The sequence below is a fragment of the Paraburkholderia sp. GV068 genome, from assembly GCF_003058125.1.
Lineage (GTDB): Bacteria > Pseudomonadota > Gammaproteobacteria > Burkholderiales > Burkholderiaceae > Paraburkholderia > Paraburkholderia graminis.
Map to the genome: position 1 here is coordinate 304,132 of NZ_QBUB01000005.1, position 20,728 is coordinate 324,859.

A 20,728-nucleotide genomic window follows, 5' to 3' on the forward strand; every position below is an offset into this window, starting at 1 on the left:
CGCGGGCTGCACCCTGTCAGATGCCGCGCGAAACAAGGAGGACTTGCAACATGGGCCGACTGATCGTCGTGTCGAATCGCGTCGCTACGCCGACGGAAACCAAAGGATCGGCGGGCGGCCTCGCCGTCGGCGTGTTCGGCGCGCTGAAAGACGCGGGAGGCGTGTGGTTCGGCTGGAGCGGCGACGTGGTCAGCGAGACCGTCGCCAACGCGGGACCCACGCTCGAACAGGACGGCGCGGTGACCTTCGCGACCGTGGGCCTCACGCGCAAGGATTACGACCAGTACTACCGCGGTTTTTCGAACGCGACGCTCTGGCCGGTGTTCCACTATCGCAACGACCTCGCGCGCTACGAGCGCGAGGAATATGCCGGTTACCGGCGCGTCAACGCGTGGCTTGCGCACAAGCTCATCAAGCTGCTCGAGCCCGACGACGTCATCTGGATTCACGACTACCATCTGATCCCGTTCGCCGAGGCGCTGCGCAGCGAGGGCATCACGAATCGCATTGGCTTTTTCCTGCACATTCCGTTTCCGTCGCCGCAAATCCTGCTGAATATTCCGCCGCACGAGGAGCTGGTGAAGTCGCTGTCGTGCTACGACCTGCTCGGTTTCCAGACCGCGACCGACGAAGAGGCGTTTCACGACTATGTGACGCGCCACGCGCGCGGCACGGTGTCGAATGGCATGGTGGAAGCGTTCGGTCGCAAGCTGCGCACGGGCGTCTACCGCATCGGCGTGTTTCCCGACGAGATCGCCGAACAGGCCAAGCGCTACGAAAGCCGTCAGCACGTGCTCGACCTGAAGCAGAGCCTGGAAGGCCGCAAGCTGATCATGAGCGTGGACCGGCTCGATTATTCGAAGGGGCTCGTCGAACGTTTTCGCGCGTTCGAGCATCTGCTGGAACGCTCGCCCGAATGGCGCGGCAACGTCACGCTCGTGCAGATCGCGCCGCCCACGCGGTCGGACGTCGCGACCTATCAGAAGATCCGCCAGGACCTGGAGTACGAAGCGGGGCGTATCAACGGCCGCTATTCGGGCCTCGACTACACGCCGATCCGTTATCTGAATCAGCAATACGACCGCTGGAAACTGATGTCGCTGTTTCGCGAGTCGCAGATCGGTTTCGTCACGCCGTTGCATGACGGCATGAACCTGGTCGCGAAGGAATATGTCGCCGCGCAGAATCCGGACGATCCGGGCGTGCTCGTGCTGTCGATTTTCGCGGGCGCGGCGGCGGAGTTGACGGGCGCGCTGCTCGTCAATCCGCACGATGCGATCGGCATGTGCGAGGCGTTGCAGCGGGCGCTGCAAATGCCGCTCGATGCACGGCAGCGGCGTCACGAGATCAACATGGCGGCGCTGCGCAAGAACGATCTGGGCGTGTGGCGCGACAGCTTCCTGCGCGACCTGCGCAGCGTGCCGATACAACGACCGGCCGTGGGCGGAGGGCACAGGTGATGAGCTTGCGGCAATACGCAACCTTCAGCCTCGGGCAGCGGAGGTTGTCGGCCAGCAAGGCGTGCGTGCGCCCGCAAGCCTCGTATCTTCGGATGGCCGCGTGCTGAGTGCGCTCGCCATCGCGGGCTACCGGTCTCTGCGCGAATTGATCGTGCCGCTCGGCCAGCTGAACGTCATTACCGGCGCGAACGGCAGCGGCAAATCGAGCGTCTACCGTTCGCTGCGTCTGCTTGCGGAAACGGCGCGCGGCGGCGTGATTACGTCGCTCGCACGGGAAGGCGGCCTGCCGTCCACCTTATGGGCCGGTCCCGAACGCTTTTCGCGCGGCGTGCTGAGCGGCGAATTCGAGGTTGAACCCACGGCACGCAAGACGCCGGTGAGTCTCAGGCTCGGTTTCGCGGGCGAGCAGTTTAGTTATGCGATCGATCTCGGGCTGCCGCTGCTCAATAAGAGCACCCGTTTTATGCTCGATCCCGTCGTCAAGCGCGAATGCATCTGGAGCGGGCCGGTGCTGCGGCCGTCCGCATTGCTCGTCGACAGGCAGGGTCCGGCGTTACGCACGCGCGATGAAAGCGGCGAGTGGCAAACGGTGCCGCAGCCGGTTGCGAGTTTCGACAGCATGATGACGGAGTTCGCCGACCCGCGCTCCGCGCCCGAAATGATCGCGGTGCGCGAACAGATCCGCTCGTGGCGCTTTTACGATCACTTCCGGACCGACGTCGACGCCCCCGCGCGCATGCCGCAAGTCGGCACGCATACGCCGGTGCTCTCCGACGACGGCGCGGACCTCGCCGCCGCATTGCAAACCATCCGCGAAATCGGCGATTCGAGCGCGCTCGACGCTGCCATCGACGACGCGTTTCCCGGCTCGCGGCTCGACATTGCCTCGCAGGACGGCCGCTTCGAAGTGCTGATGCAGCAGCACGGCCTGCTGCGTCCGCTGAAGGGCGCGGAATTGTCGGACGGCACCTTGCGCTATCTGCTGCTGGTCGCCGCGCTGTTGACGCCGCGCCCGCCCGCGCTGCTGGTGCTGAACGAGCCTGAAACCAGTTTGCATCCCGATCTGCTGCCGGCGCTCGCGCGGCTGATCGCGCGGGCCGCCGCGCACTCGCAGGTGCTCGTCGTATCGCATGCAGCGCGGCTGATCGCGGCGCTCGAACGCGAGGACGCCAGCGAATCGCTGGTGCTGGAAAAGCATTTCGGCGCCACGCGTCTCGCGGACGCCGACGAACGCGACATGCCGGCCTGGAAGTGGCCGTCGCGCTGAATCGCGCGGTGCGATGCGGCGTTTATTTCGGTGCCAGGCCGCTTGTAAGCTGAATGTAACAGCGCCCAGGAAATGCAATAACGGGCGCTTTTTAGTCCCTGCCAGGGAATAATGCTCCGATGCCTATGGTGCGCGCGTGCTGCCGCGGTGCACTGATCGAAGACCGGCGCTCAAAAGGGCGCCACTGACGGCGCCGCAAAACGCGGCCTCGGAACAAGCCGGGCCACGAGCCGTCAGTTCACGGAGACAACTATGAAGATTGCGCAGATCGCCCCCTTGACCGAATCGGTGCCGCCGAAGCTATACGGCGGCACGGAGCGCGTCGTGTCGTACATCACCGAGGCGCTCGTCGAGCTCGGCCACGATGTGACGCTGTTCGCAAGCGGCGATTCCGTTACGAGTGCGAAACTGGAGCCGGTGTGGCCGCGCGCGCTGCGCCTCGACCCAGGCATTCGCGATCGCGTCGCGCCGCATATGTTGCTGATGGAACTGGTGCGCCGCCAGGCCGAGCAGTTCGACGTCCTGCATTTTCACCTCGACTATTACTCGTTCTCGGTGTTTCAGCGCCAGGACACGCCGTTCGTCACGACGATGCACGGCCGTCTCGACCTACCCGAACAGCAGCCGGTGTTCGACACGTTCAGCTCGGCGCCGGTAATTTCGATTTCGAATGCGCAGCGCCATCCGCTGCCGCAGGCGCGTTGGCTCACCACCGTCTATCACGGCTTGCCTGAGCATCTCTACACGCCGCAGCCGGTCGAGCAGAAGTACCTGGCATTTCTCGGCCGTATTTCGCCGGAAAAACGCGTCGATACGGCGATCCGCATTGCCGGTCGCTGCGGCATGCCGATTCGCATCGCCGCCAAGGTCGACGCCGCCGATCGCGAATATTTCGAGCGCGATATCCGGCCGCTGCTGGACTTGCCGTACGTCGAGTTCATCGGCGAAATCGCGGACAATCAGAAGGCGGAGTTTCTGTCGGGCGCGCATGCGCTGCTGTTTCCGATCGACTGGCCGGAGCCGTTCGGCCTCGTGATGATCGAGGCGATGGCGTGCGGCACACCGGTCGTCGCGTTCAACCGCGGCTCGGTGCCGGAAGTGCTCGAAGACGGGCTGACGGGCTTTATCGTCGAAGACGAGATCGGCGCGGTCGCGGCGGTCAACCGGCTGCACAAGATGTCGCGTGCGGGCGTGCGGCAGCGCTTCGAAGAGCGTTTCACGTCGCACCGGATGGCGCAGCAGTACGTGGATGCGTATCAGTCGGTGATCCGCGCGCAGAAACGTTCGCGCTTCAAGGTGGTGGATAGCTCGGGGCGTTGATCGCGGCGAGTGGGCGCGCGGTGCTGCTGTCTCGTTTGCTCGCGCGATCAGACAAAGCGGGATTGAGCGAAAACAGTAGAGAGAAACGAAGCCGGCGCTCGTGCCGAGCGCCGGCTTTTTTACTGCGAGAGGCTGTGCCGCGTGTGCGATGAGCCGATGCTGGCATAGCGCATCTGGCGCGCTCGCGGCAACTCAGTTGTCGCGATGGCTGCATTGCTGCGGTCGCATTCCACAAACCCGCTCCCAGCGGGACACATTGCGTGTCCCGCCGCAAAGACGCTATCCCGCCTCAACCAACGCGGCGGTCGCTCGTCGAGCCATTGTCACGCTCACAGAGTCGGCCCGCGGACACAACCGCCGGGGGCCAACCCTTCGGCGTCAAATCTTCAGGCGCGAAACCTTGGTGCCTTGCAACGACAGGTCGCCCATCAACCCGGCGTTGGTCAGCACGAAGACCTCGACCGGCGCGGTTGCCGTGTTCGAATCGATCGCGCCGTTCGCACCCATTTTCACGAGCGCAACGGAGGCGTCGCCGCCGACCGACCAGCCGTCGGCATTGCGGAATTTGTCGAGCGCATCCTGCGTCATGAACAGGAAGATGATGGCCTTCGATTGCGCGCCCGCCTGGAGCCCGAACGAGCCGGAAACCGTGCTGTAGTAGCCGACCGAGGTGCCGGCGACGCGCAGCGCGCCTTCGCCGTATTGCCCGCCGACGATGAAGCCCGCCTGCAGCACCGACGGGAACACCAGCACGCCGCGCGCCTTGGCGACGAGCTCGCGCGAGCCCTTCACGGTCGTGTACAGCCGCGACATGGTGCCGTCGACGTCGGCGTCGATCGAGCGGCGTTTGGACGAATCGGTGGCGGCGGTGTCGTGGCCGCCGGTGTTGGTTGTGCAACCGGCGAGAGCAAGGCCTCCGAAAGCGAGCGCAGCGGTAGTCTTCAACATGAAGTGTCGTCTTTGCATCGTTTTTCTCCGTATGGTTCCGGGGCGCGACCGCGAACAAATCGCGCGGTCGCCTCTGAGTTATATCACACGGCACGCCAAAACGCGCCCTCGGTCGCAAGCCTCAAAGCCTTATGCGGCGGGGCTTTGAGGCAAATCGAAAAGAGTCTTCTGTAAATTTGACCGGTCGCCGGGCGACGCTCGCGGAGCGCATCAACGCGCAGAAAACGGGCCGCCGTGCTGCGGATCGCGCTCGGTCGAGCCGCCGGGCACGCGAGCCAAAATCGCCGCATTCGCCCATTTTTACCGACTCCAGCGCTTCGCATTTTCTGTCGCGATCGGCTCGAAACTGTTGTCTCGACGCCGCAAATCCGAAGTCAGATGCGCGCGCTATCCGCCGTGATTGGCCGGACTCTTGACCGCCGGTGGCCGCCTGAGCGCGCGGCGCACCGCGCCGATCAACACGCCGATAACAAACAGCGTGAGCGCCGGCACGATCCAGTAGCCGACGAACGCATGCCAGAGATAAGCCATCAGGGTGGAGCGGCGCACGCTGTATTCATTGCGGGCGTCCTGCTGACGCGGCGCGTTGGCCGCGAGCACGTCGGCGGGACAACCGGCGGCTTGCGCCTCTTCCGGCTTGCCGTGGCAGCGCGCGGGGGCGCCGGCCGCACGTTGCGCGTCGGTGAAATTCCAGGTGGTCAGCGCGCGGTCCAGGTCGACGGCGTTGTAGGCCATCTCCTCGCGAATCTCGCTGACAGCAACGATCGCCACGGGCACCGCCCAGAACACGATGACGACCAGCCACCGCCTCAACCAGCGGTTTTTATGCTTCGATACCATCCTTGCCTCCAATCGATGCTTTGCGGCATCAACGACAAGATGGCGGCCCGTATGAATGTTGTGTGGGGTGGGCCGTCTCCGCAGCCATCATAGAAGAAAAACGGCGCGTTCGGGCGAGAGGACTGTGAAGGGCGGACGAAGCGGGGAACGGAAAAGCGTAGGGGGTGTGGTGCGAAAGATCGGATGCGAGAGTGGGATGCTGGAGTCCGATGCGAGAGTCCGATGCGGAAACATGCGCCGCGCGAAGTGCGCGGCGCATGGTCGAGCGTGCTGGAAACCCGCCTGGTCGAATCTGGTTGGGTTTAAGCCAAGTTCAGTTAGCCGGCGCCGACGACAGGCAGCTCTTCATGAACGCCTTGCGATCGTCGCCTTTCTTGCCGGTGGCTTGCGTGTTGCATACCTTCATCTTGTCCTGCTGGCTCATCGGCGCGGCGGCCGGTTTCGCCGACAGGCACGTCTTCATGAACGCCTTGCGCTCGTCGCCTTTTTTGTCGCCGGCCTGCTTGTTACAGTCGGCCATCTTCGTCTGCTGGCTGTTCTGCGCGAATGCCGGCGAAACCAGGACGGCGCCGAGTACCAGGGAAGCGATTGCGGATTGGATTTTCATGTGACACTCCATCGGTGTGGAAACGTTTTTGGTCTTCATGCACGTGGGCGTCGACGGGATCCGGCATCCGGCCCTCGGCAAGTCCATTATGGCAAATGCTGTCTGCATCAACGGTCAAAACCGCGTTTGCGTTGACAGCCGCGCCCGCTGGTTTTCCCTGACCAGGCGGAGTGAGTGCGTATTTCAGGTCGATTGGCGTTGAATTGCAGCGAATCCGGACACGCGATTATGTTATGCATTGCAGATTAAACAATGATGCAATCGGACTGCAATTCGCTACCGTATCGCCCGCTGCGAGCGGTTGAAAAATTCGCGCTGCATTGTTTTGCTGCATTGTCCATTTGCTGCGGTAGCACATGAATGGCAATTGGTAAGGAAATTCGCAGGGAAATCCTTAACGGCTATTGACAGGTTGCCGTGTCCGTTCACCACCGGCGCTGTAGTGTTTTTTTAAGGAGGAATTCGTCATGCACTATCTATTGATCTATGACCTCGTGCCCGACTATCTGGAACGGCGTGGTGAGTACCGCGATGCGCATCTGAAACTCGCATGGGAAGCGGCGGGGCGCGGCGAACTGATGTTGGGCGGTGCGCTGACCGAACCGGTCGACACGGCCATGCTGCTTTTTAACAGCGACACGCCTCGCGTCGCCGAAGCCTTCGCCCAGGCAGATCCGTACGTGCGAGCGGGGCTTGTTACACGCTGGCGCGTACGCGAATGGAAAACCGTGGCGGGCGAGGGCGCGGCGAATCCCGTGCGCTAGCCGTTCCACACACCACGCGGGCGACGCCTCAAGCGAGCGGCTCGCCTGCGTTGCCACATCGATGTCATCAAGCGTTGGCACCGTTGACTCGATGCGCGTGCAACGAACCTGCCACACCGGCAGACAGACAAAGAATGCCTGAATTATTGCGCCGTGATGCGGTCGAATTCGGGCGGCTTATTCGGCGTGTCTGCCGCATTTTTTAGCAGGCCTTTAGCGCGCATTGGCTGTGCTTTTTTGTGGGCTGTCGAGTGGGCAATAGCAATTCCGTCGCTATCGCATGAAGCATTTCCGTTACGGCATGACGTGAATTAAGCGAGTGAAAAGCATAAGTTTGTTTCTATCCGTAACACTTGTCTCGCCGATATTCACGCAAACCCTGGTGATGGTATGCTTCGTGCACAATTCTCCCATGCACGAGTGAGACCACGTTTTGTGCTTCGCAATAGGGATAAACCGCACTAACACAGGGCGGGGTTGACCAGCCAACAGAACGTACAAGACATATTTGTGCAACCGAGGGTGACACACGGATCGTGAAGGCTGAATCCGTGGTCCACCCAAAGCCGCGGCCCGGCCAGGCTGCGTGGAGAAAATCCATGTTTTTCGATGAGCTAAGCAATGACGAATGGGCGCTGCTATCTGCGCTTGTCTCCGATGAGCCGGCCGTCCGTCTGAACCGACGTGGGCGGCCTCGCGCCGATCCACGTGTCGTGGCCAATGCGGTTTTGTGGATCCTCACTACCGGAGAGCCCTGGTCGAAGCTGCCAGGCCGTTATCCGTCGGGGCCCACTTGCCGGCGCCGTTTCGAGGAATGGCAACTGAACGGCACGCTGCTCGAGATGGTTCGGCTTCTGTCCAGAACAGGGCGCACGTTCGCCTACGTGCCGCAACCGGCGCCGCCCGTCGCCGCCAAACCCGCAGCGCCTGTCGCGGATACAGCCAGCATGCGTGACGAGAGTCCGCGCGGCGTGTCGTGGAAAAGCCCCGAGTCGTGGCAGGCGCCCGGCACGAACGGCCACGCGGCCAACGCGCTGCACGAGGCTCAGGCGTTGCACGCGCGGCCCTGGCGTTCGGCCGATCCGATCGCGGATATCACGCGTCAACTGGCGGGTTTCGACCATGCCGCGCCCGTCGTCGCGCAGGATCGGCAAGATGCCTACGCTGCACAAGCCGCACATGCCATCGCGCGTGCGCCGGCTTTGCCGACTCCATCGGTCGCTTATGCGCCGCGCCCGGCGCTGCGCGCCGACTTGCGCGCGATGAACGAAGCCGGCGCGGTCGGTGCCGCGATGCAGGGCTTGGACGCGGCCATTGCATCGGCGCGCGGAATCTCGGGAGCGGCGCTGCAACGCAGCCCGCTGTCGACGGCTCTCGCGCCGCGCGGGCGGCAAGTCGCCGAACGTCACGGCTATCTGATCTATGTCGCCGCCGAGCGGGTGCCGAACGCGATGTATCGCGCATGGGCCGAGATCATGAAGGACGGCAAGCGCGTCGAGCGTTCCGGCCTCGTCGGCCCGCGCTTTACGGACGCCGAGGCGGCCGAGCATTATGCGTTCGAGTGGGCCGCGCAGTGGATCGATCGTGAATGCGCGATGCAGGCCGCGGCCTATGCAGCGCCGCAGGTACGGGCACCGCAAGCGTACGGCGCGCCGATGCATGGGCAGACGCACAAGCCCGTGTACACGTCGGACGTCTCTGCCGCTCACTCGCCGTATACCGCGCCGCCGGCTCGTCCGATGGCGGCGGGCATGCGTCATGTGCCCGAGTCCGTCGCCGCGCATCATGGAGCGCCGTTGCATGGTCCGTTGAATGCGTTTCGCGGACCGCTGCGGCGCTACACGAGCGAACCCGCCGCGGCTGCCGTCGGCAGCGCGGTGAATGGCGGGATGACTAGCGCAAACGCATCAACCAATGCAGGATCAGGCGCAGGCGTAGCACCAGGGGCAGCAACCGCAATGCCCGCCAATCCAGCCGCAGCAGATCGAGCAGAACGTTATCCGTCGTACACAGAACTCATCTCCCACGCGGGATGAGCACGCAGCACCCCGCGGCAGTCTGGAGCAACCGCCGCAGGTTCCCGCTTCATTCGCTGTGATTCAACGCTGTTCCCGCAACCGACCTCGCGTGCCTGATGTGTGACCCACGGCTTTACTGGCGTCCGTACGTGTCGTCGAAGCGCACGATATCGTCTTCGCCGAGATACGAGCCGGATTGCACCTCGATCATTTCGAGCGGCATCTTGCCCGGGTTCTCGAGACGGTGCGTGACGCCGAGCGGGATATAAGCCGATTCGTTTTCGGAGACGATAAAGCGCTCTTCACCTCGCGTGACGAGTGCGGTGCCGCGCACGACGATCCAATGTTCGGCGCGGTGATGATGCATTTGCAGCGAGAGGCGAGCGCCCGGCTTCACGACAATGCGCTTCACCTGGAAACGCTCGCCGGTATCGACGGAATCGTAATTCCCCCACGGGCGATGCACCTTGCGATGATTGGCCGCTTCGATGCCGCCTTCGCTGCGAATGCGGCCCACGATTTTCTTCACGTCCTGCACGCGCGATTTGTCGGCGACGAGAATCGCGTCCGCCGTTTCGACGACGACGAGATCCTGCGTGCCCACGCAGGCAATCAGGCGTCCTTCCGAATGCGCGAAGGTGGAGGAGGCGCCTTCGAACATCACGCGGCCGCGGCCCACGTTCTGCTCCGCGTCTTTCTCGGAGATGTCCCAGATCGCGTCCCACGAGCCCACGTCCGACCAGCCCGCCTGCAACGGCACGACCACGCCCGCGGCCGCACTTTGGTCCTGGCCGAGTTGCTCCATCACGGCGTAGTCGATCGAATTGGACGGCGACGCGCTGAACGCATCGCGTTGCAGGCGGAAGAAATCGCCGTCAGCCTTGCCGCCCGCGTAGGCCGCTTCGCAGGCGTCGTGAATCGCCGGCTGAAAGTGGCGGATCGCCTTCAACCACGTCGATGCGCGCATGATGAAAATGCCGCTGTTCCACCAGTATTCGCGCGATTCGACATAGCGTTGCGCGAGTTCGAGATGCGGCTTTTCGACGAAGCGATCGAGCTTGTGCGCGGTGACCGAAGCACTCGCATCCACAGCGTCAGCCGCTTGCGTTTCATCAGGATTACCAGGCGTACCGAGAGCCGCGCCAATGCGGATGTAGCCGTAGCCCGTTTCCGCGCGCGTCGGCACGATGCCCATTGTGACGATCTGACCCGCCGCCGCATGCTGCACGCCCGCGGCGACTGCGGCGTGAAAGCCTTCGAGATCGGTGACCGCGTGATCCGCGGGCATCACCACCATGATGCCGTCCTCGTCCTGCGCAGCAATGGATAGCGCGGCCACAGTCAGCGCCGGCGCCGTGTCGCGGCCCACCGGTTCGAGAATCAGGCGAGTCGGTTTGCCGCTCGTGCGCAATTGCTCGGCGGTCGTGAAGCGTTGTTCCTCGTTGGCCACCACGACGAGTTGCCCGGCGAGCGGAAAGCCGGCCTCGAGCGCGTCGAGACGGCGCGTGGTGGATTGCAGCAGCGAGTCTTCGCCGAGCAGGCCGATCAACTGCTTGGGATGCTGCTCGCGCGACATCGGCCACAACCTCGTGCCTGAGCCGCCCGCGAGAATGACGGGATGAACCTTCAGTTTGACGTGCGCGGACGTCGTCTGGGTGGGCCGGGTGTCGGCGGACGTGGCCGTAACCGGAGCGGTCATGATGGACTCCTCGGGACTGGATGGATGCGTCCAGTTTTATCACGAAGACCGAAATGAATAAAAGCCCGTTAATTGGAAACTATATATAAGCCGAATAGAGCTAACGTCTTGATGAACAAAAAATGTCGCGGCCATTTTATAAAAAGAAAAATTATGCGGAAATTAACGGCGGGCTATTTTTTTACCGCGGCGCCTGCACGAGAATGATGACGGCGCAAGACCGGGCGGGCATCGCCGGAAAGCGACAGAAAGGCCGCCGTTGCCCGTCATGAAGGCGCAAAAGCATGGTCAAAGCCGCTATTCCGGTAAAAACACCCCACAAAATTCACAAAAAATTCCGAAATTTTGACCGATACATTTTGAGATTTTTGCAGCCTTGCGGCGCGAATTTTAATAACGCTTTATCTATACCTGTAGAAGGACATTCACTCATTCCGAGACACGTTTTTCGCCGCGGCCGAGCGTCCGGTTTAGCAAAGCGGAAAGCGTAATTGCAATTAGCACGGCTTCAATCGGATTCGCGTCGGGCAATTCATTTGCCGGCGCGGCTGCCGGCGTTTTTGCGTGCCACGCCCAAACGACCGTGCAGCGCATTGCAACTGGCCGGCGGATGCACGCAACGGACTAACAGCAGGATGGCACTTGACTGACGAACTGAGGGGCAGCACATGCTGAGCGTTCTATCGAGACTGATCGACATCGCGATGGTCGCGCTCGGCGCCGCGATCGCGGCGGCCGTGCACAACGGAGAAGTCGTGTGGCTGGACGACATGCAAAGCGTGTCGCTCGCCTTCGACGTGCTGCTCGTCGTCGTGTTCTTTCCCGCGCTCGGCATCTATCAGTCATGGCGCGGCAAGCCGCTCTACGACCTGCTGTGCCGCGTCGCGGGCGGCTGGGCGATGGTCGAAGTCACCGGCGTGCTGATCAGCTTCAGCCTGCATCGCGCGGACAGTCTGTCGCGGCTGTGGCTCGTCTATTGGGCGGCCGCGACCATCGTGCTGCTGATCGTCACCAAGGTGATCGTCTACTCGATTCTGCGCGGGCTGCGCCGCGAAGGCTTCAATCAGCGCGCGGTGGCGATCGTCGGCGGCGCACCGTATGGGCGCTTTCTGATCCAGCAGATGCGCAGCCGTCCGGACGCCGGCTTCAGCCCCGTCGTGGTGTTCGACGAGAACGGCACGATCAACCCTTATGAAGATCCCGACGCGGCCGCTGCGATAGAAGGCGTGCCCGTCGAGCGCGACTATCAGCGCATGATCCAGCTCGTGCGCCAGCGCGCGATCCGCGAATTGTGGCTCGCGTTGCCTATTTCGAAGGAAAAGGAAATACATCGCATTGTGATGGATCTGCGCAACGACTTCGTGAACATCCGCTTTATTCCGGACGTGCGCAGCCTCACGCTTTTCAATCAGCCGATGGTGGAGCTGCTCGGCGTGCCGGCGATCAACCTCGCGGCTTCGCCGATCACCGATTTGCGCGTGCTGCCCAAGCGCATCTTCGACCGGCTGTTCGCGCTCGCCGCGTTGACCGCGCTCGCGCCGCTGATGCTCGCGATCGCGGTGCTCGTCAAGCTCAGCTCGCCGGGTCCGGTGTTCTTCCGCCAGAAGCGCAAGGGCATCGACGGAAACGAGTTCGAGATCTACAAGTTCCGCTCGATGAAAGTACACAAGGAAGAGGCCGGCAAGATCACGCAGGCCACGCGGCGCGATCCGCGCATCACCGCGGTCGGCGCATTCCTGCGGCGCACGAGCCTCGACGAGCTGCCGCAATTCATCAACGTGCTGCGCGGCGAGATGTCGGTGGTCGGCCCGCGTCCGCATGCGCTCGAACACGACGACATCTACAAGGATCTGGTGAAGGGCTACATGCACCGCTACCGGATCAAGCCGGGCATCACCGGATGGGCGCAGATCAACGGCTATCGCGGCGAAACCGACCGCATCGAAAAAATGATGGGCCGCGTCAAGCTCGATCTCTACTACATGCAGCACTGGACCTTCTGGCTCGACATCAAGATCGTCGTGCTGACGCTGTGGAAGGGCTTTGTCGGCAGCAACGCATATTGAACACTCACTCCAAACTCCTGCGAGGTAATACATGAACCTGACGATCATCGGTAGCGGCTACGTAGGCCTCGTGACGGGCGCATGTCTGGCCGACATCGGCCACGACGTGTTCTGTCTTGACGTCGACCGGCGCAAGATCGACGTGCTCAACGGCGGCGGCGTGCCGATTCACGAGCCGGGCCTGCAGGAGATCATCGCGCGCAATCGCAAGGCCGGACGCCTCACGTTCTCGACCGATGTCGAAGCGGCGGTCGCGCACGGCGACATCCAGTTCATCGCGGTCGGCACGCCGTCGGACGAAGACGGCTCAGCGGATCTGCAATACGTGCTCGCCGCGGCGCGCAATATCGGCCGCCATATGACGGGCTTCAAGGTGATCGTCGACAAATCGACGGTGCCGGTCGGCACGGCTTCACGCGTTCGCGACGCGATCGCCGAAGAGCTTGCCGCGCGCAACCTCAGTCACATGTTCTCGGTGGTGTCGAATCCCGAGTTCCTGAAAGAGGGCGCGGCAGTGGAAGACTTCACGCGGCCCGACCGCATCGTGCTCGGTTGCGATGAAGACGTGCCCGGAGAAAAGGCGCGCGAATTGATGAAGCGCCTCTATGCGCCGTTCAATCGCAATCGCGAACGCACGCTGTACATGGACGTGCGCTCGGCCGAATTCACCAAGTACGCGGCCAACGCGATGCTCGCCACGCGCATCTCGTACATGAACGAGCTGGCGAATCTCGCCGACCGCGTCGGCGCGGACATCGAGGCCGTGCGCCGCGGCATCGGATCGGACCCGCGCATCGGCTACGACTTCCTGTACGCGGGCTGCGGCTACGGCGGTTCGTGCTTCCCGAAAGACGTGCAGGCGCTGATCCGCACGGCCGCCGATCACCACGCGAACCTGCGCATTCTCGAAGCCGTGGAAGCGGTCAACGACACGCAGAAGAAAGTGCTCGGTCAGAAGATCGTCGCGCGTCTCGGCGAGGACCTGTCCGACCGCACGTTCGCCGTATGGGGCCTAGCGTTCAAGCCGAATACCGACGACATGCGCGAAGCGCCGAGCCGTCCGCTGATTGCCGAACTGCTGCGCCGCGGCGCGCGCGTGAAGGCGTACGACCCGGTCGCGATCGACGAATCGAAGCGCGTGTTTGCACTCGATCTGAAGGACGTGCCGCAGCAGCACGCGCGTCTGCAGTTCGTGAACGAAGAGATGGAAGCAGCGCAAGACGCCGACGCGCTCGTGATCCTGACCGAATGGAAAGTGTTCAAGAGCCCGGACTTCAATGCACTCAAAACGATGCTGAAAACGCCGCTTATTTTCGACGGCCGCAATCTGTACGAACCGGACGCGCTGCTCGAACTCGGCATCGAGTATCACGCGATCGGACGTCCGCATGCGCTGCGCAATGCGCCCGCAAGAGTCGGCGTGAACGGCCTGCCGCCCGTGCATGGCGACACGCACGGCGGTACGCAAGCGGATGCGCTCGCCGTGGCCCAGGCCGGCCAATAAGCCTGCCTGTCACGCCGCCCGCACGCACCACGCGCCTCATCACGGAGCCCGACATGTTCGCCAATGTTCTGATCGTCTGCCACGCCAACGTGTGCCGTTCGCCGGCCGCCGAAATGCTGTTCAAGGCGCGTCAGGCGTCGGAGTCCATCGCGTTTCATTCGGCGGGCATTCGCGCGATGAACGGCCACGGCATGGACCCGGTGATGCGGCGCCTGCTCGCCGAGCGCGGCGTCGCGTCCGGCGCGCATCACTCGCGGCGGCTTGACCGCCGGCTCGTGCGATCCGCCGATCTCGTGCTCGTGAGCGAGCGCGCGCAGATCGGCGAAGTCGAAGCACTCGATCCGGCGTCGCGCGGCAAGGTCTTTCCGCTCGGCAAGTGGGAAGACCTGGCCGACGTCGCCGATCCGCACGGCGGCGAGGAATCCGCTTACAGGGAAAGTCTCGTGCTCATCGAACATCTGGTCATGGGATGGCTGAAAAAAATATGCTGATGAAAACACTCGCTACACCTACATTCGCGAACCCGAAAACGAAGCTCATCACGAAGTTCGCCGCCACGCTTTTGCTGACGTCCTTTCTGTCGGCCTGCGCCACCGCACCGGGTAATTACCTCGACACGTCGCGTCTGAAAGACGACGGCCAGCACCAGAGTCAGAGCCAGTCCGCCGAAACCTATCCGGTCCATGTGATCGACGCGAGCGTCGTCGCCGCCCAGGCGCAGGCCGAAGCCAGCGCACCGCCGCGTCCGTTGCCGACCTCGACCTTCAGCGATCCTTCGCAGTACGTCTACCGGCTGTCGCCGCAAGACATTCTCGGCATCACCGTGTGGGATCACCCCGAATTGACCACGCCGCAGGGCAGCACGCTGTCGGCGGGCGGCACCAGCACGCAGACCATCGCCGGCGCGTTGCAGCAGCCGTACACGGCCGCGTTGCCGGGCCAGGCCGATCCGTACGGCCAGACCGTCGCCGCGGACGGCACCATCTATTTCCCGTTCGTCGGCCGCATCATGGCCGCGGGCAAGACCGTCGGCGAGTTGCGCGATCAGCTTGCGCGCGGCCTCGTGCGCTATATCCGCAATCCGCAGGTCGACGTGCGCGTGCTGTCGTATCGCGGCCAGAAAGTGCAGGTCACCGGCGAAGTCAAGACGCCGGGCCCGCTCGCGGTCAGCGACGTGCCGCTCACGCTCGTCGATGCGCTCACGCGCTCGGGCGGCACGACTGCCGACGCCGACATCCAGCGCGTGCGCCTCACGCGCAACAAGACGCTTTACGTGCTCGACGCGAACCGCATGCTCGATGCGGGCGATACCACGCAGAACGTGATGCTGCAAAACGGCGACGTCATCAACGTGCCGGATCGCAGCAACAGCCGCATCTTCGTGATGGGCGAAGTGAAGACGCCGATTCAGGTGCCGATGCTCAAGGGCCGTCTGACGATCGCGGACGCGCTCACGCAAGCCGGCGGCATTCTCGACACCGACGCCAATCCGCGGCAGATCTTCGTGATGCGCGGCATGCGCGAGCATCCGACAACGCCGGACGTGTACCGCCTCGACATGACGCAGCCCGACGCGATCATGCTGTCCGCGCAGTTCCAGTTGCAGCCGCTCGATGTCGTGTATGTGGGCACCGCCGCCTCGACCACGTTCAACCGCGTGTTGCAGCAGGTGTTGCCGAGCGTGCAGACGCTGTTCTACCTGAAGCAACTGACGCGCTAACCAGATACGGGATCGAACTGTGAGCAATCAAATCTCTCCACACATGGCCGGCCCGATCAGGACCGAAGAAGAGGACGTGGTCCTCGGGCAACTGGTGCAGGTGATCCTCGACGACATCTGGTGGCTCATCGCGATCGCGGCGGCGGTCGTCGCGATTGCCGGCGCGTACTGCGTGCTCGCCAAGCCGATCTATTCGGCCGATGCGCACGTGCGCGTCGAGCAGGCCGACAACACGTCGCAGGCGCTCACGCAAACGCAGACCGGCGCCGCGATCACGAGCGGCTCCAGTTCGCTGCCGACCGACGCCGAAATCGAAATCATCAAGAGCCGCGGCGTGGTGGCGCCGGTCGTCGAGCAGATGAAGCTGAACTTCAGCGTCACACCGAAAACGCTGCCGCTGCTCGGCAGCATCGCCGCGCGCGTCGCGACGCCTGGCGAGCCGGCGAAGCCGTGGCTCGGCTTGTCGTCGTATGCATGGGGCGGCGAGGTCGTCGATGTCGATTCGATCGACGTGCTGCCCGCGCTCGAAGGCCAGAAGCTGACCATGAAGGCGCTCGACGGCGGCCGCTACGAACTGCATGCGGAGAACGGCGCGCTGCTGCTGCGCGGTCAGGTCGGGCAGCAGGCGCAAGGCGGCGGCGTGACGATGCTGGTCAGCAAGCTGGTCGCGCGTCCGGGCGAGGAATTCACCGTGATGCGGGCGAACGATCTCGACGCGATCAGCGCGTTTCAATCCGCGATCAGCGTGCAGGAGCAGGGCAAGCAGACCGGCGTGATCCAGATTTCACTCGAGGATAAAAACCCCGAGCATGCCGCGCTCGTCGCTAATGCGCTCGCGCAGTCGTATGTGCGTCAGCACATCGCGAACAAGCAGTCCGATGCAAGCAAGATGCTCGACTTCCTGAAGAGCGAAGAGCCGCGCCTGAAGTCCGATCTCGAACGCGCCGAGGCCGCGCTGACCGCGTATCAGCGTCAGTCCGGCTCGATCAACGCGAGCGAGGAGGCGAAGGTTTATCTCGAAGGCAGCGTGCAGTACGAACAGCAGATTGCCGGCTTGCGTCTGCAGATGGCGCAGCTCACCGAACGTTACGGCGACGACCATCCGATGCTGAAGGCCGCACGCGAGCAAATGGCCGAGCTGCAGGCGCAGCGCACGAAATACGCGGACCGTTTCCGCGATCTGCCGGCCACCGAGGTCAAGGCCGTGCAGTTGCAGCGCGACGCGAAGGTCGCGGAAGACATCTACGTGCTGCTGCTCAATCGCGTGCAGGAGTTGTCGGTGCAGAAGGCCGGCACCGGCGGCAACGTGCATATCGTCGATGCCGCGCTGCGTCCCGGATCGCCGGTCAAGCCGAAGAAGGCGCTGATCCTGTCGGCGGCGACGATCCTCGGGCTGATCGCGGGCACCGGCTTCGTGTTCCTGCGCCGCAATATGTTCAAAGGCATCGACGACCCCGAGCATATCGAGCGCGCATTTCGTCTGCCGGTGTTCGGCCTTGTGCCGATGAGCGCCGAGCAGACGCTGCTCGAAAACGGATTCGCGCGTGGCGGCGAGCGCCTGCGTTCCGTGCTCGCCAATGCGCGGCCGAAGGACGTCACCGTGGAGAGTCTGCGCAGTCTGCGCACGTCGATGCAGTTCACGATCATGGATGCAAAGAATCGCATCGTCATGCTCACGGGACCGATGGCGGGCGTCGGCAAGAGCTTCCTCACGGTCAACCTTGCCGTGCTGCTCGCGCATTCGGGCAAGCGCGTGCTGATGATCGACGGCGACATGCGCCGCGGTGTGCTCGAACGCTACCTCGGCGGCACGCAGGAAAACGGTTTGTCGGAATTGCTGAGCGGTCAGATTTCGCTGGAGGAGTCGATCCGCGCGTCGGAGATCGAGAACCTCAGCTTTATCTCGTGCGGACGCCGTCCGCCGAATCCGTCCGAGTTGCTGATGTCGCCGCGTCTGCCGCAATACCTCGACGCCCTCGCGAAACGCTACGACGTGATCCTGATCGACACGCCGCCGGTGCTCGCGGTGACCGATGCGTCGATCATCGGCGCGTATGCAGGCTCGACGTTCTTCGTGATGCGTTCGGGCATGCACAGCGAGGGCGAGATCATCGACTCGCTCAAGCGTCTGCGCGGGGCCGGCGTACATGTGCAGGGCGGCATCTTCAACGGCATGCCGGCGCGTGCTCGCGGCGGCTATGACCGCAGTTACGCGGCGGTGCAGGAATATCTGAGCACGTAACCGTAACGGCCTCGGCTAGCGAAACGCATCGCATCAAGGACTCAGCAACAAGGACATCGCAATGAAAGTGACGGTACTGGTTCCGACTTACCGCCGCCCGGCCGACCTCGCGCGTTGCCTCGCGGCGCTGCAACGGCAGTCGCGCGCGCCCGACGAAGTCGTGGTGGTCGCGCGCGCCGACGACGACGCGACGCATACCTGTCTGCGCGATCCGGCGGTGCCGGGCAAGCTGCCGCTATCGGTGGCGCTCGTCGACGTGCCCGGCCAGGTCGCCGCGCTCAATCGCGGACTCGACGCCGCGAGCGGCGACGTGATCGCCATCACCGACGACGACGCCGCGCCGCATCCCGACTGGGTGCAGCGCATCGCCGCCGCGTTCGAAAGCGATGCGCGGCTCGGCGCGCTCGGCGGCCGCGACTGGGTGCACGAAAAAGGCCGCGTGCTCGACGGCGAGCGGCCATTGGTCGGCAAGGTCACCGCGCACGGCAAGATCATCGGCAATCATCATCTCGGCGTGGGCGGCGCACGCGAAGTCGACATCCTGAAGGGCGCCAACATGAGCTATCGGCGCGACGCGGTGCGCAACATCCGTTTCGATGCACGGCTGCGCGGCGCGGGCGCCCAGGTTCACAACGACATGGCGTTCAGCCTCGCGGTCAAGAACGCCGGCTGGAAGCTGATGTACGACCCGCGCGTGGCGGTCGATCATTTCCCCGCCGAACGTTTCGACGACGACCGCCGCGACGCGCAGACCATGGCCGCGTTGCGCAACGCCGCGTTCAACTTCCATCTGATTCTGCGCGATCAGTTGCCGCCGCTGCGCCGCGAAACCGCGTGGTGGTGGTGGACGCTCGTCGGCACGAAGGTGTATCCGGGGCTCACGCATGCGGCGCTCGCGCTGCTGTCGAAACAGGCGCGTTTGAAGCTCTCGCGCTGGCGCGCGGTGCGAACCGGCGCGCACGAGGCGCGGCGCGCGCTGTCGCGGACCGCGTGAAGCGGCGGTTCATGCAAGCGGCACGCAGCGGGTTGGACGCGTGGGCATCGGCATCGGCAAAGGGAATCTCTACATGACTACCAAGGTTCACGTTCATCTGTTTTACGGCGCCGATCCGCGTTTCTATCGACCGGGCGACAACATCGGTTGCCTGTACGGCTATCACCACGCCGAGTCCGACGCGTTCGCGCTCAGCTATTCGAAAGACGCGCGCGAAAGCAAACCGGTGCGCCTCGCGCGCCGCGCACTGAAGGCGGCGCTCGGCTTCGATTTCATTCACACGTGGCGCAATCGCGCGGACATGTTGAGTGCCGACGTGATCTGGACGCATACCGAACAGGAATGGCTTTCCGCCGCGCTGATGCTTCTGCTGAGTGGCCGCAAGGCCGGCGCGAATGCGTCGCCGCTGCTGCTTGCGCAAAGCGTGTGGCTGCTCGACAAGTGGCCTTCGTATGGCATCGTGCGTCGCTGGCTGTATCGCAAGCTGATGACTCGCGCCGATCAGTTGACCACGCTCGCCAGCGAAAACGCCGCGCTGTGCAAGCGCTATTTCGATCGCGACGCCAGGCCGTTGCTGTACGGACTGAACACGCGCGACTTCCCCGTGAAGACGCCGACCGAATGGAAGCCGCATTCGCCGATCCGCATCGCCGCGATCGGCAACGACCGCGACCGCGACTGGGAGACGCTCATCAAGGCATTCGGCAACGACGCGCGCTACACGGTGAAGCTCGCCACGCGTCGCCGGATTCCCGCTTCGCTGCGTGCGCCGAACGTCGAAATCGCGCTGTTCTCCGGCATCAAGAAACAGCATGAGTTGTATGACTGGGCCGATGTGATCGTCGTGCCATTGCGCCCGAATACGCACGCGTCGGGCATTACGGTGATGCTCGAGGCGGCGGCGGTCGGCAAGCCGATGGTCGTGACCAACGTCGGCGCCTTGCAGGATTATTTTCCGGCGAGCGAGGCTTTCTACATTCCGCCATTCAATCCGCCCGCGTTGCGCGATGCCGTCGATCAGCTCGCCGCCGCGCCAATGGATGCACTGAGACAGGCGCAAGCGGCCGCCGCCGGTTTGCTCGCGCGCGATCTCACGACCGAGCACTACGCGATGCAGCATGTACGCATCACGCAGGAGATGCTGCGTGCACGCGCTGGAGTGCGCGGCCGGGGCGCGCAGAGCACCGACGCGGACAAGGCCGCGAGCAAGGCCGCGAATAACGCCGCAAGCAGGCAAGCGCAGGCCGGCGCCGCGCAAGAATCGCGCGGAGGTCTGTAA

The 20,728-nt window shown here is 63.7% G+C and carries 16 protein-coding genes; 12 read left to right on the top strand and 4 right to left on the bottom strand.

Going from position 1 to position 20,728, the window contains the following annotated elements; genetic code table 11:
* Positions 1–50 precede the first annotated feature (50 nt).
* The 3 genes from otsA (at position 51) to C8K18_RS13525 (ending at position 4,047) form a co-directional block, all read left to right on the top strand.
* A complete protein-coding gene (otsA, locus tag C8K18_RS13515) occupies positions 51–1,460 on the top strand; it encodes an alpha,alpha-trehalose-phosphate synthase (UDP-forming) (RefSeq protein ID WP_053858086.1) in 1,410 nt (469 codons plus the stop codon).
* A gap of 100 nt (positions 1,461–1,560) precedes the next feature.
* A complete protein-coding gene (locus C8K18_RS13520) occupies positions 1,561–2,727 on the top strand; it encodes an AAA family ATPase (RefSeq protein ID WP_107707815.1) in 1,167 nt (388 codons plus the stop codon).
* A 252-nt stretch (positions 2,728–2,979) separates the two neighbouring features.
* The gene (locus C8K18_RS13525) at positions 2,980–4,047 is read left to right on the top strand and encodes a glycosyltransferase family 4 protein (protein ID WP_006048984.1); all 1,068 of its coding nucleotides are present in this window, start codon (positions 2,980–2,982) and stop codon (positions 4,045–4,047) included.
* Between the two features lie 378 nt (positions 4,048–4,425).
* Here the strand turns inward: C8K18_RS13525 and C8K18_RS13530 are convergent, their stop codons facing one another.
* The 3 genes from C8K18_RS13530 to C8K18_RS13540 all read right to left on the bottom strand — a co-directional run bounded on the left by C8K18_RS13530 (position 4,426) and on the right by C8K18_RS13540 (position 6,442).
* A complete protein-coding gene (locus tag C8K18_RS13530) occupies positions 4,426–5,013 on the bottom strand; it encodes a YSC84-related protein (RefSeq protein WP_006048985.1) in 588 nt (195 codons plus the stop codon).
* A gap of 369 nt (positions 5,014–5,382) precedes the next feature.
* A complete protein-coding gene (locus tag C8K18_RS13535) occupies positions 5,383–5,835 on the bottom strand; it encodes a hypothetical protein (protein WP_029968406.1) in 453 nt (150 codons plus the stop codon).
* A 313-nt stretch (positions 5,836–6,148) separates the two neighbouring features.
* Positions 6,149–6,442: a PsiF family protein gene (locus C8K18_RS13540; protein ID WP_006048987.1), complete on the bottom strand. Its 294-nt coding sequence runs from the start codon at positions 6,440–6,442 to the stop codon at positions 6,149–6,151.
* A 467-nt stretch (positions 6,443–6,909) separates the two neighbouring features.
* Between C8K18_RS13540 and C8K18_RS13545 the strand changes: the two genes are divergently transcribed.
* On the top strand, positions 6,910–7,206 hold the full coding sequence (locus tag C8K18_RS13545; protein WP_029968407.1) for a YciI-like protein: 297 nt from the start codon (positions 6,910–6,912) through the stop codon (positions 7,204–7,206).
* Between the two features lie 599 nt (positions 7,207–7,805).
* A complete protein-coding gene (locus tag C8K18_RS13550) occupies positions 7,806–9,242 on the top strand; it encodes a transposase (RefSeq protein ID WP_107707749.1) in 1,437 nt (478 codons plus the stop codon).
* A gap of 115 nt (positions 9,243–9,357) precedes the next feature.
* On the opposite strand, the gene C8K18_RS13555 is transcribed toward C8K18_RS13550, so the two are convergent.
* A complete protein-coding gene (locus C8K18_RS13555; RefSeq protein WP_107707750.1) occupies positions 9,358–10,923 on the bottom strand; it encodes a mannose-1-phosphate guanylyltransferase/mannose-6-phosphate isomerase in 1,566 nt (521 codons plus the stop codon).
* Between the two features lie 668 nt (positions 10,924–11,591).
* Between C8K18_RS13555 and C8K18_RS13560 the strand changes: the two genes are divergently transcribed.
* The 7 genes from C8K18_RS13560 to C8K18_RS13590 all read left to right on the top strand — a co-directional run bounded on the left by C8K18_RS13560 (position 11,592) and on the right by C8K18_RS13590 (position 20,728).
* On the top strand, positions 11,592–12,989 hold the full coding sequence (locus C8K18_RS13560; protein WP_107707751.1) for an undecaprenyl-phosphate glucose phosphotransferase: 1,398 nt from the start codon (positions 11,592–11,594) through the stop codon (positions 12,987–12,989).
* A gap of 31 nt (positions 12,990–13,020) precedes the next feature.
* Positions 13,021–14,493, top strand: a complete 1,473-nt coding sequence (locus C8K18_RS13565) for a UDP-glucose/GDP-mannose dehydrogenase family protein (RefSeq protein WP_107707752.1) — start codon at positions 13,021–13,023, stop codon at positions 14,491–14,493.
* 53 nt (positions 14,494–14,546) lie between these two features.
* Complete coding sequence (locus C8K18_RS13570) at positions 14,547–14,984, top strand: exopolysaccharide biosynthesis protein (protein WP_107707753.1); 438 nt, start codon at positions 14,547–14,549, stop codon at positions 14,982–14,984.
* Positions 14,978–16,213, top strand: coding sequence for a polysaccharide biosynthesis/export family protein (locus C8K18_RS13575; protein WP_029968417.1), 1,236 nt, complete (start codon positions 14,978–14,980; stop codon positions 16,211–16,213). Before C8K18_RS13570 ends, C8K18_RS13575 begins: the two co-directional genes overlap by 7 nt.
* A 43-nt stretch (positions 16,214–16,256) precedes the next feature.
* A complete protein-coding gene (locus C8K18_RS13580; protein WP_107707754.1) occupies positions 16,257–18,455 on the top strand; it encodes a polysaccharide biosynthesis tyrosine autokinase in 2,199 nt (732 codons plus the stop codon).
* 61 nt (positions 18,456–18,516) lie between these two features.
* The gene (locus C8K18_RS13585; protein ID WP_006048995.1) at positions 18,517–19,449 is read left to right on the top strand and encodes a glycosyltransferase family 2 protein; all 933 of its coding nucleotides are present in this window, start codon (positions 18,517–18,519) and stop codon (positions 19,447–19,449) included.
* A gap of 73 nt (positions 19,450–19,522) precedes the next feature.
* Positions 19,523–20,728 carry a glycosyltransferase gene (locus tag C8K18_RS13590; protein WP_107707816.1) on the top strand — a complete coding sequence of 402 codons (1,206 nt, stop codon included), beginning with the start codon at positions 19,523–19,525 and terminating at the stop codon, positions 20,726–20,728.

Bases quoted from the DNA above. Each gene is read 5' to 3' on its own strand.
- otsA (WP_053858086.1), top strand. From the start codon at position 51: ATGGGCCGACTGATCGTCGTGTCGAATCGCGTCGCTACGCCGACGGAA.
- C8K18_RS13525 (WP_006048984.1), top strand. From the start codon at position 2,980: ATGAAGATTGCGCAGATCGCCCCCTTGACCGAATCGGTGCCGCCGAAG.
- C8K18_RS13530 (WP_006048985.1), bottom strand. From the start codon at position 5,013: ATGCAAAGACGACACTTCATGTTGAAGACTACCGCTGCGCTCGCTTTC.
- C8K18_RS13535 (WP_029968406.1), bottom strand. From the start codon at position 5,835: ATGGTATCGAAGCATAAAAACCGCTGGTTGAGGCGGTGGCTGGTCGTC.
- C8K18_RS13540 (WP_006048987.1), bottom strand. From the start codon at position 6,442: ATGAAAATCCAATCCGCAATCGCTTCCCTGGTACTCGGCGCCGTCCTG.
- C8K18_RS13545 (WP_029968407.1), top strand. From the start codon at position 6,910: ATGCACTATCTATTGATCTATGACCTCGTGCCCGACTATCTGGAACGG.
- C8K18_RS13550 (WP_107707749.1), top strand. From the start codon at position 7,806: ATGTTTTTCGATGAGCTAAGCAATGACGAATGGGCGCTGCTATCTGCG.
- C8K18_RS13555 (WP_107707750.1), bottom strand. From the start codon at position 10,923: ATGACCGCTCCGGTTACGGCCACGTCCGCCGACACCCGGCCCACCCAG.
- C8K18_RS13560 (WP_107707751.1), top strand. From the start codon at position 11,592: ATGCTGAGCGTTCTATCGAGACTGATCGACATCGCGATGGTCGCGCTC.
- C8K18_RS13565 (WP_107707752.1), top strand. From the start codon at position 13,021: ATGAACCTGACGATCATCGGTAGCGGCTACGTAGGCCTCGTGACGGGC.
- C8K18_RS13570 (WP_107707753.1), top strand. From the start codon at position 14,547: ATGTTCGCCAATGTTCTGATCGTCTGCCACGCCAACGTGTGCCGTTCG.
- C8K18_RS13575 (WP_029968417.1), top strand. From the start codon at position 14,978: ATGCTGATGAAAACACTCGCTACACCTACATTCGCGAACCCGAAAACG.
- C8K18_RS13580 (WP_107707754.1), top strand. From the start codon at position 16,257: ATGGCCGGCCCGATCAGGACCGAAGAAGAGGACGTGGTCCTCGGGCAA.
- C8K18_RS13585 (WP_006048995.1), top strand. From the start codon at position 18,517: ATGAAAGTGACGGTACTGGTTCCGACTTACCGCCGCCCGGCCGACCTC.
- C8K18_RS13590 (WP_107707816.1), top strand. From the start codon at position 19,523: ATGACTACCAAGGTTCACGTTCATCTGTTTTACGGCGCCGATCCGCGT.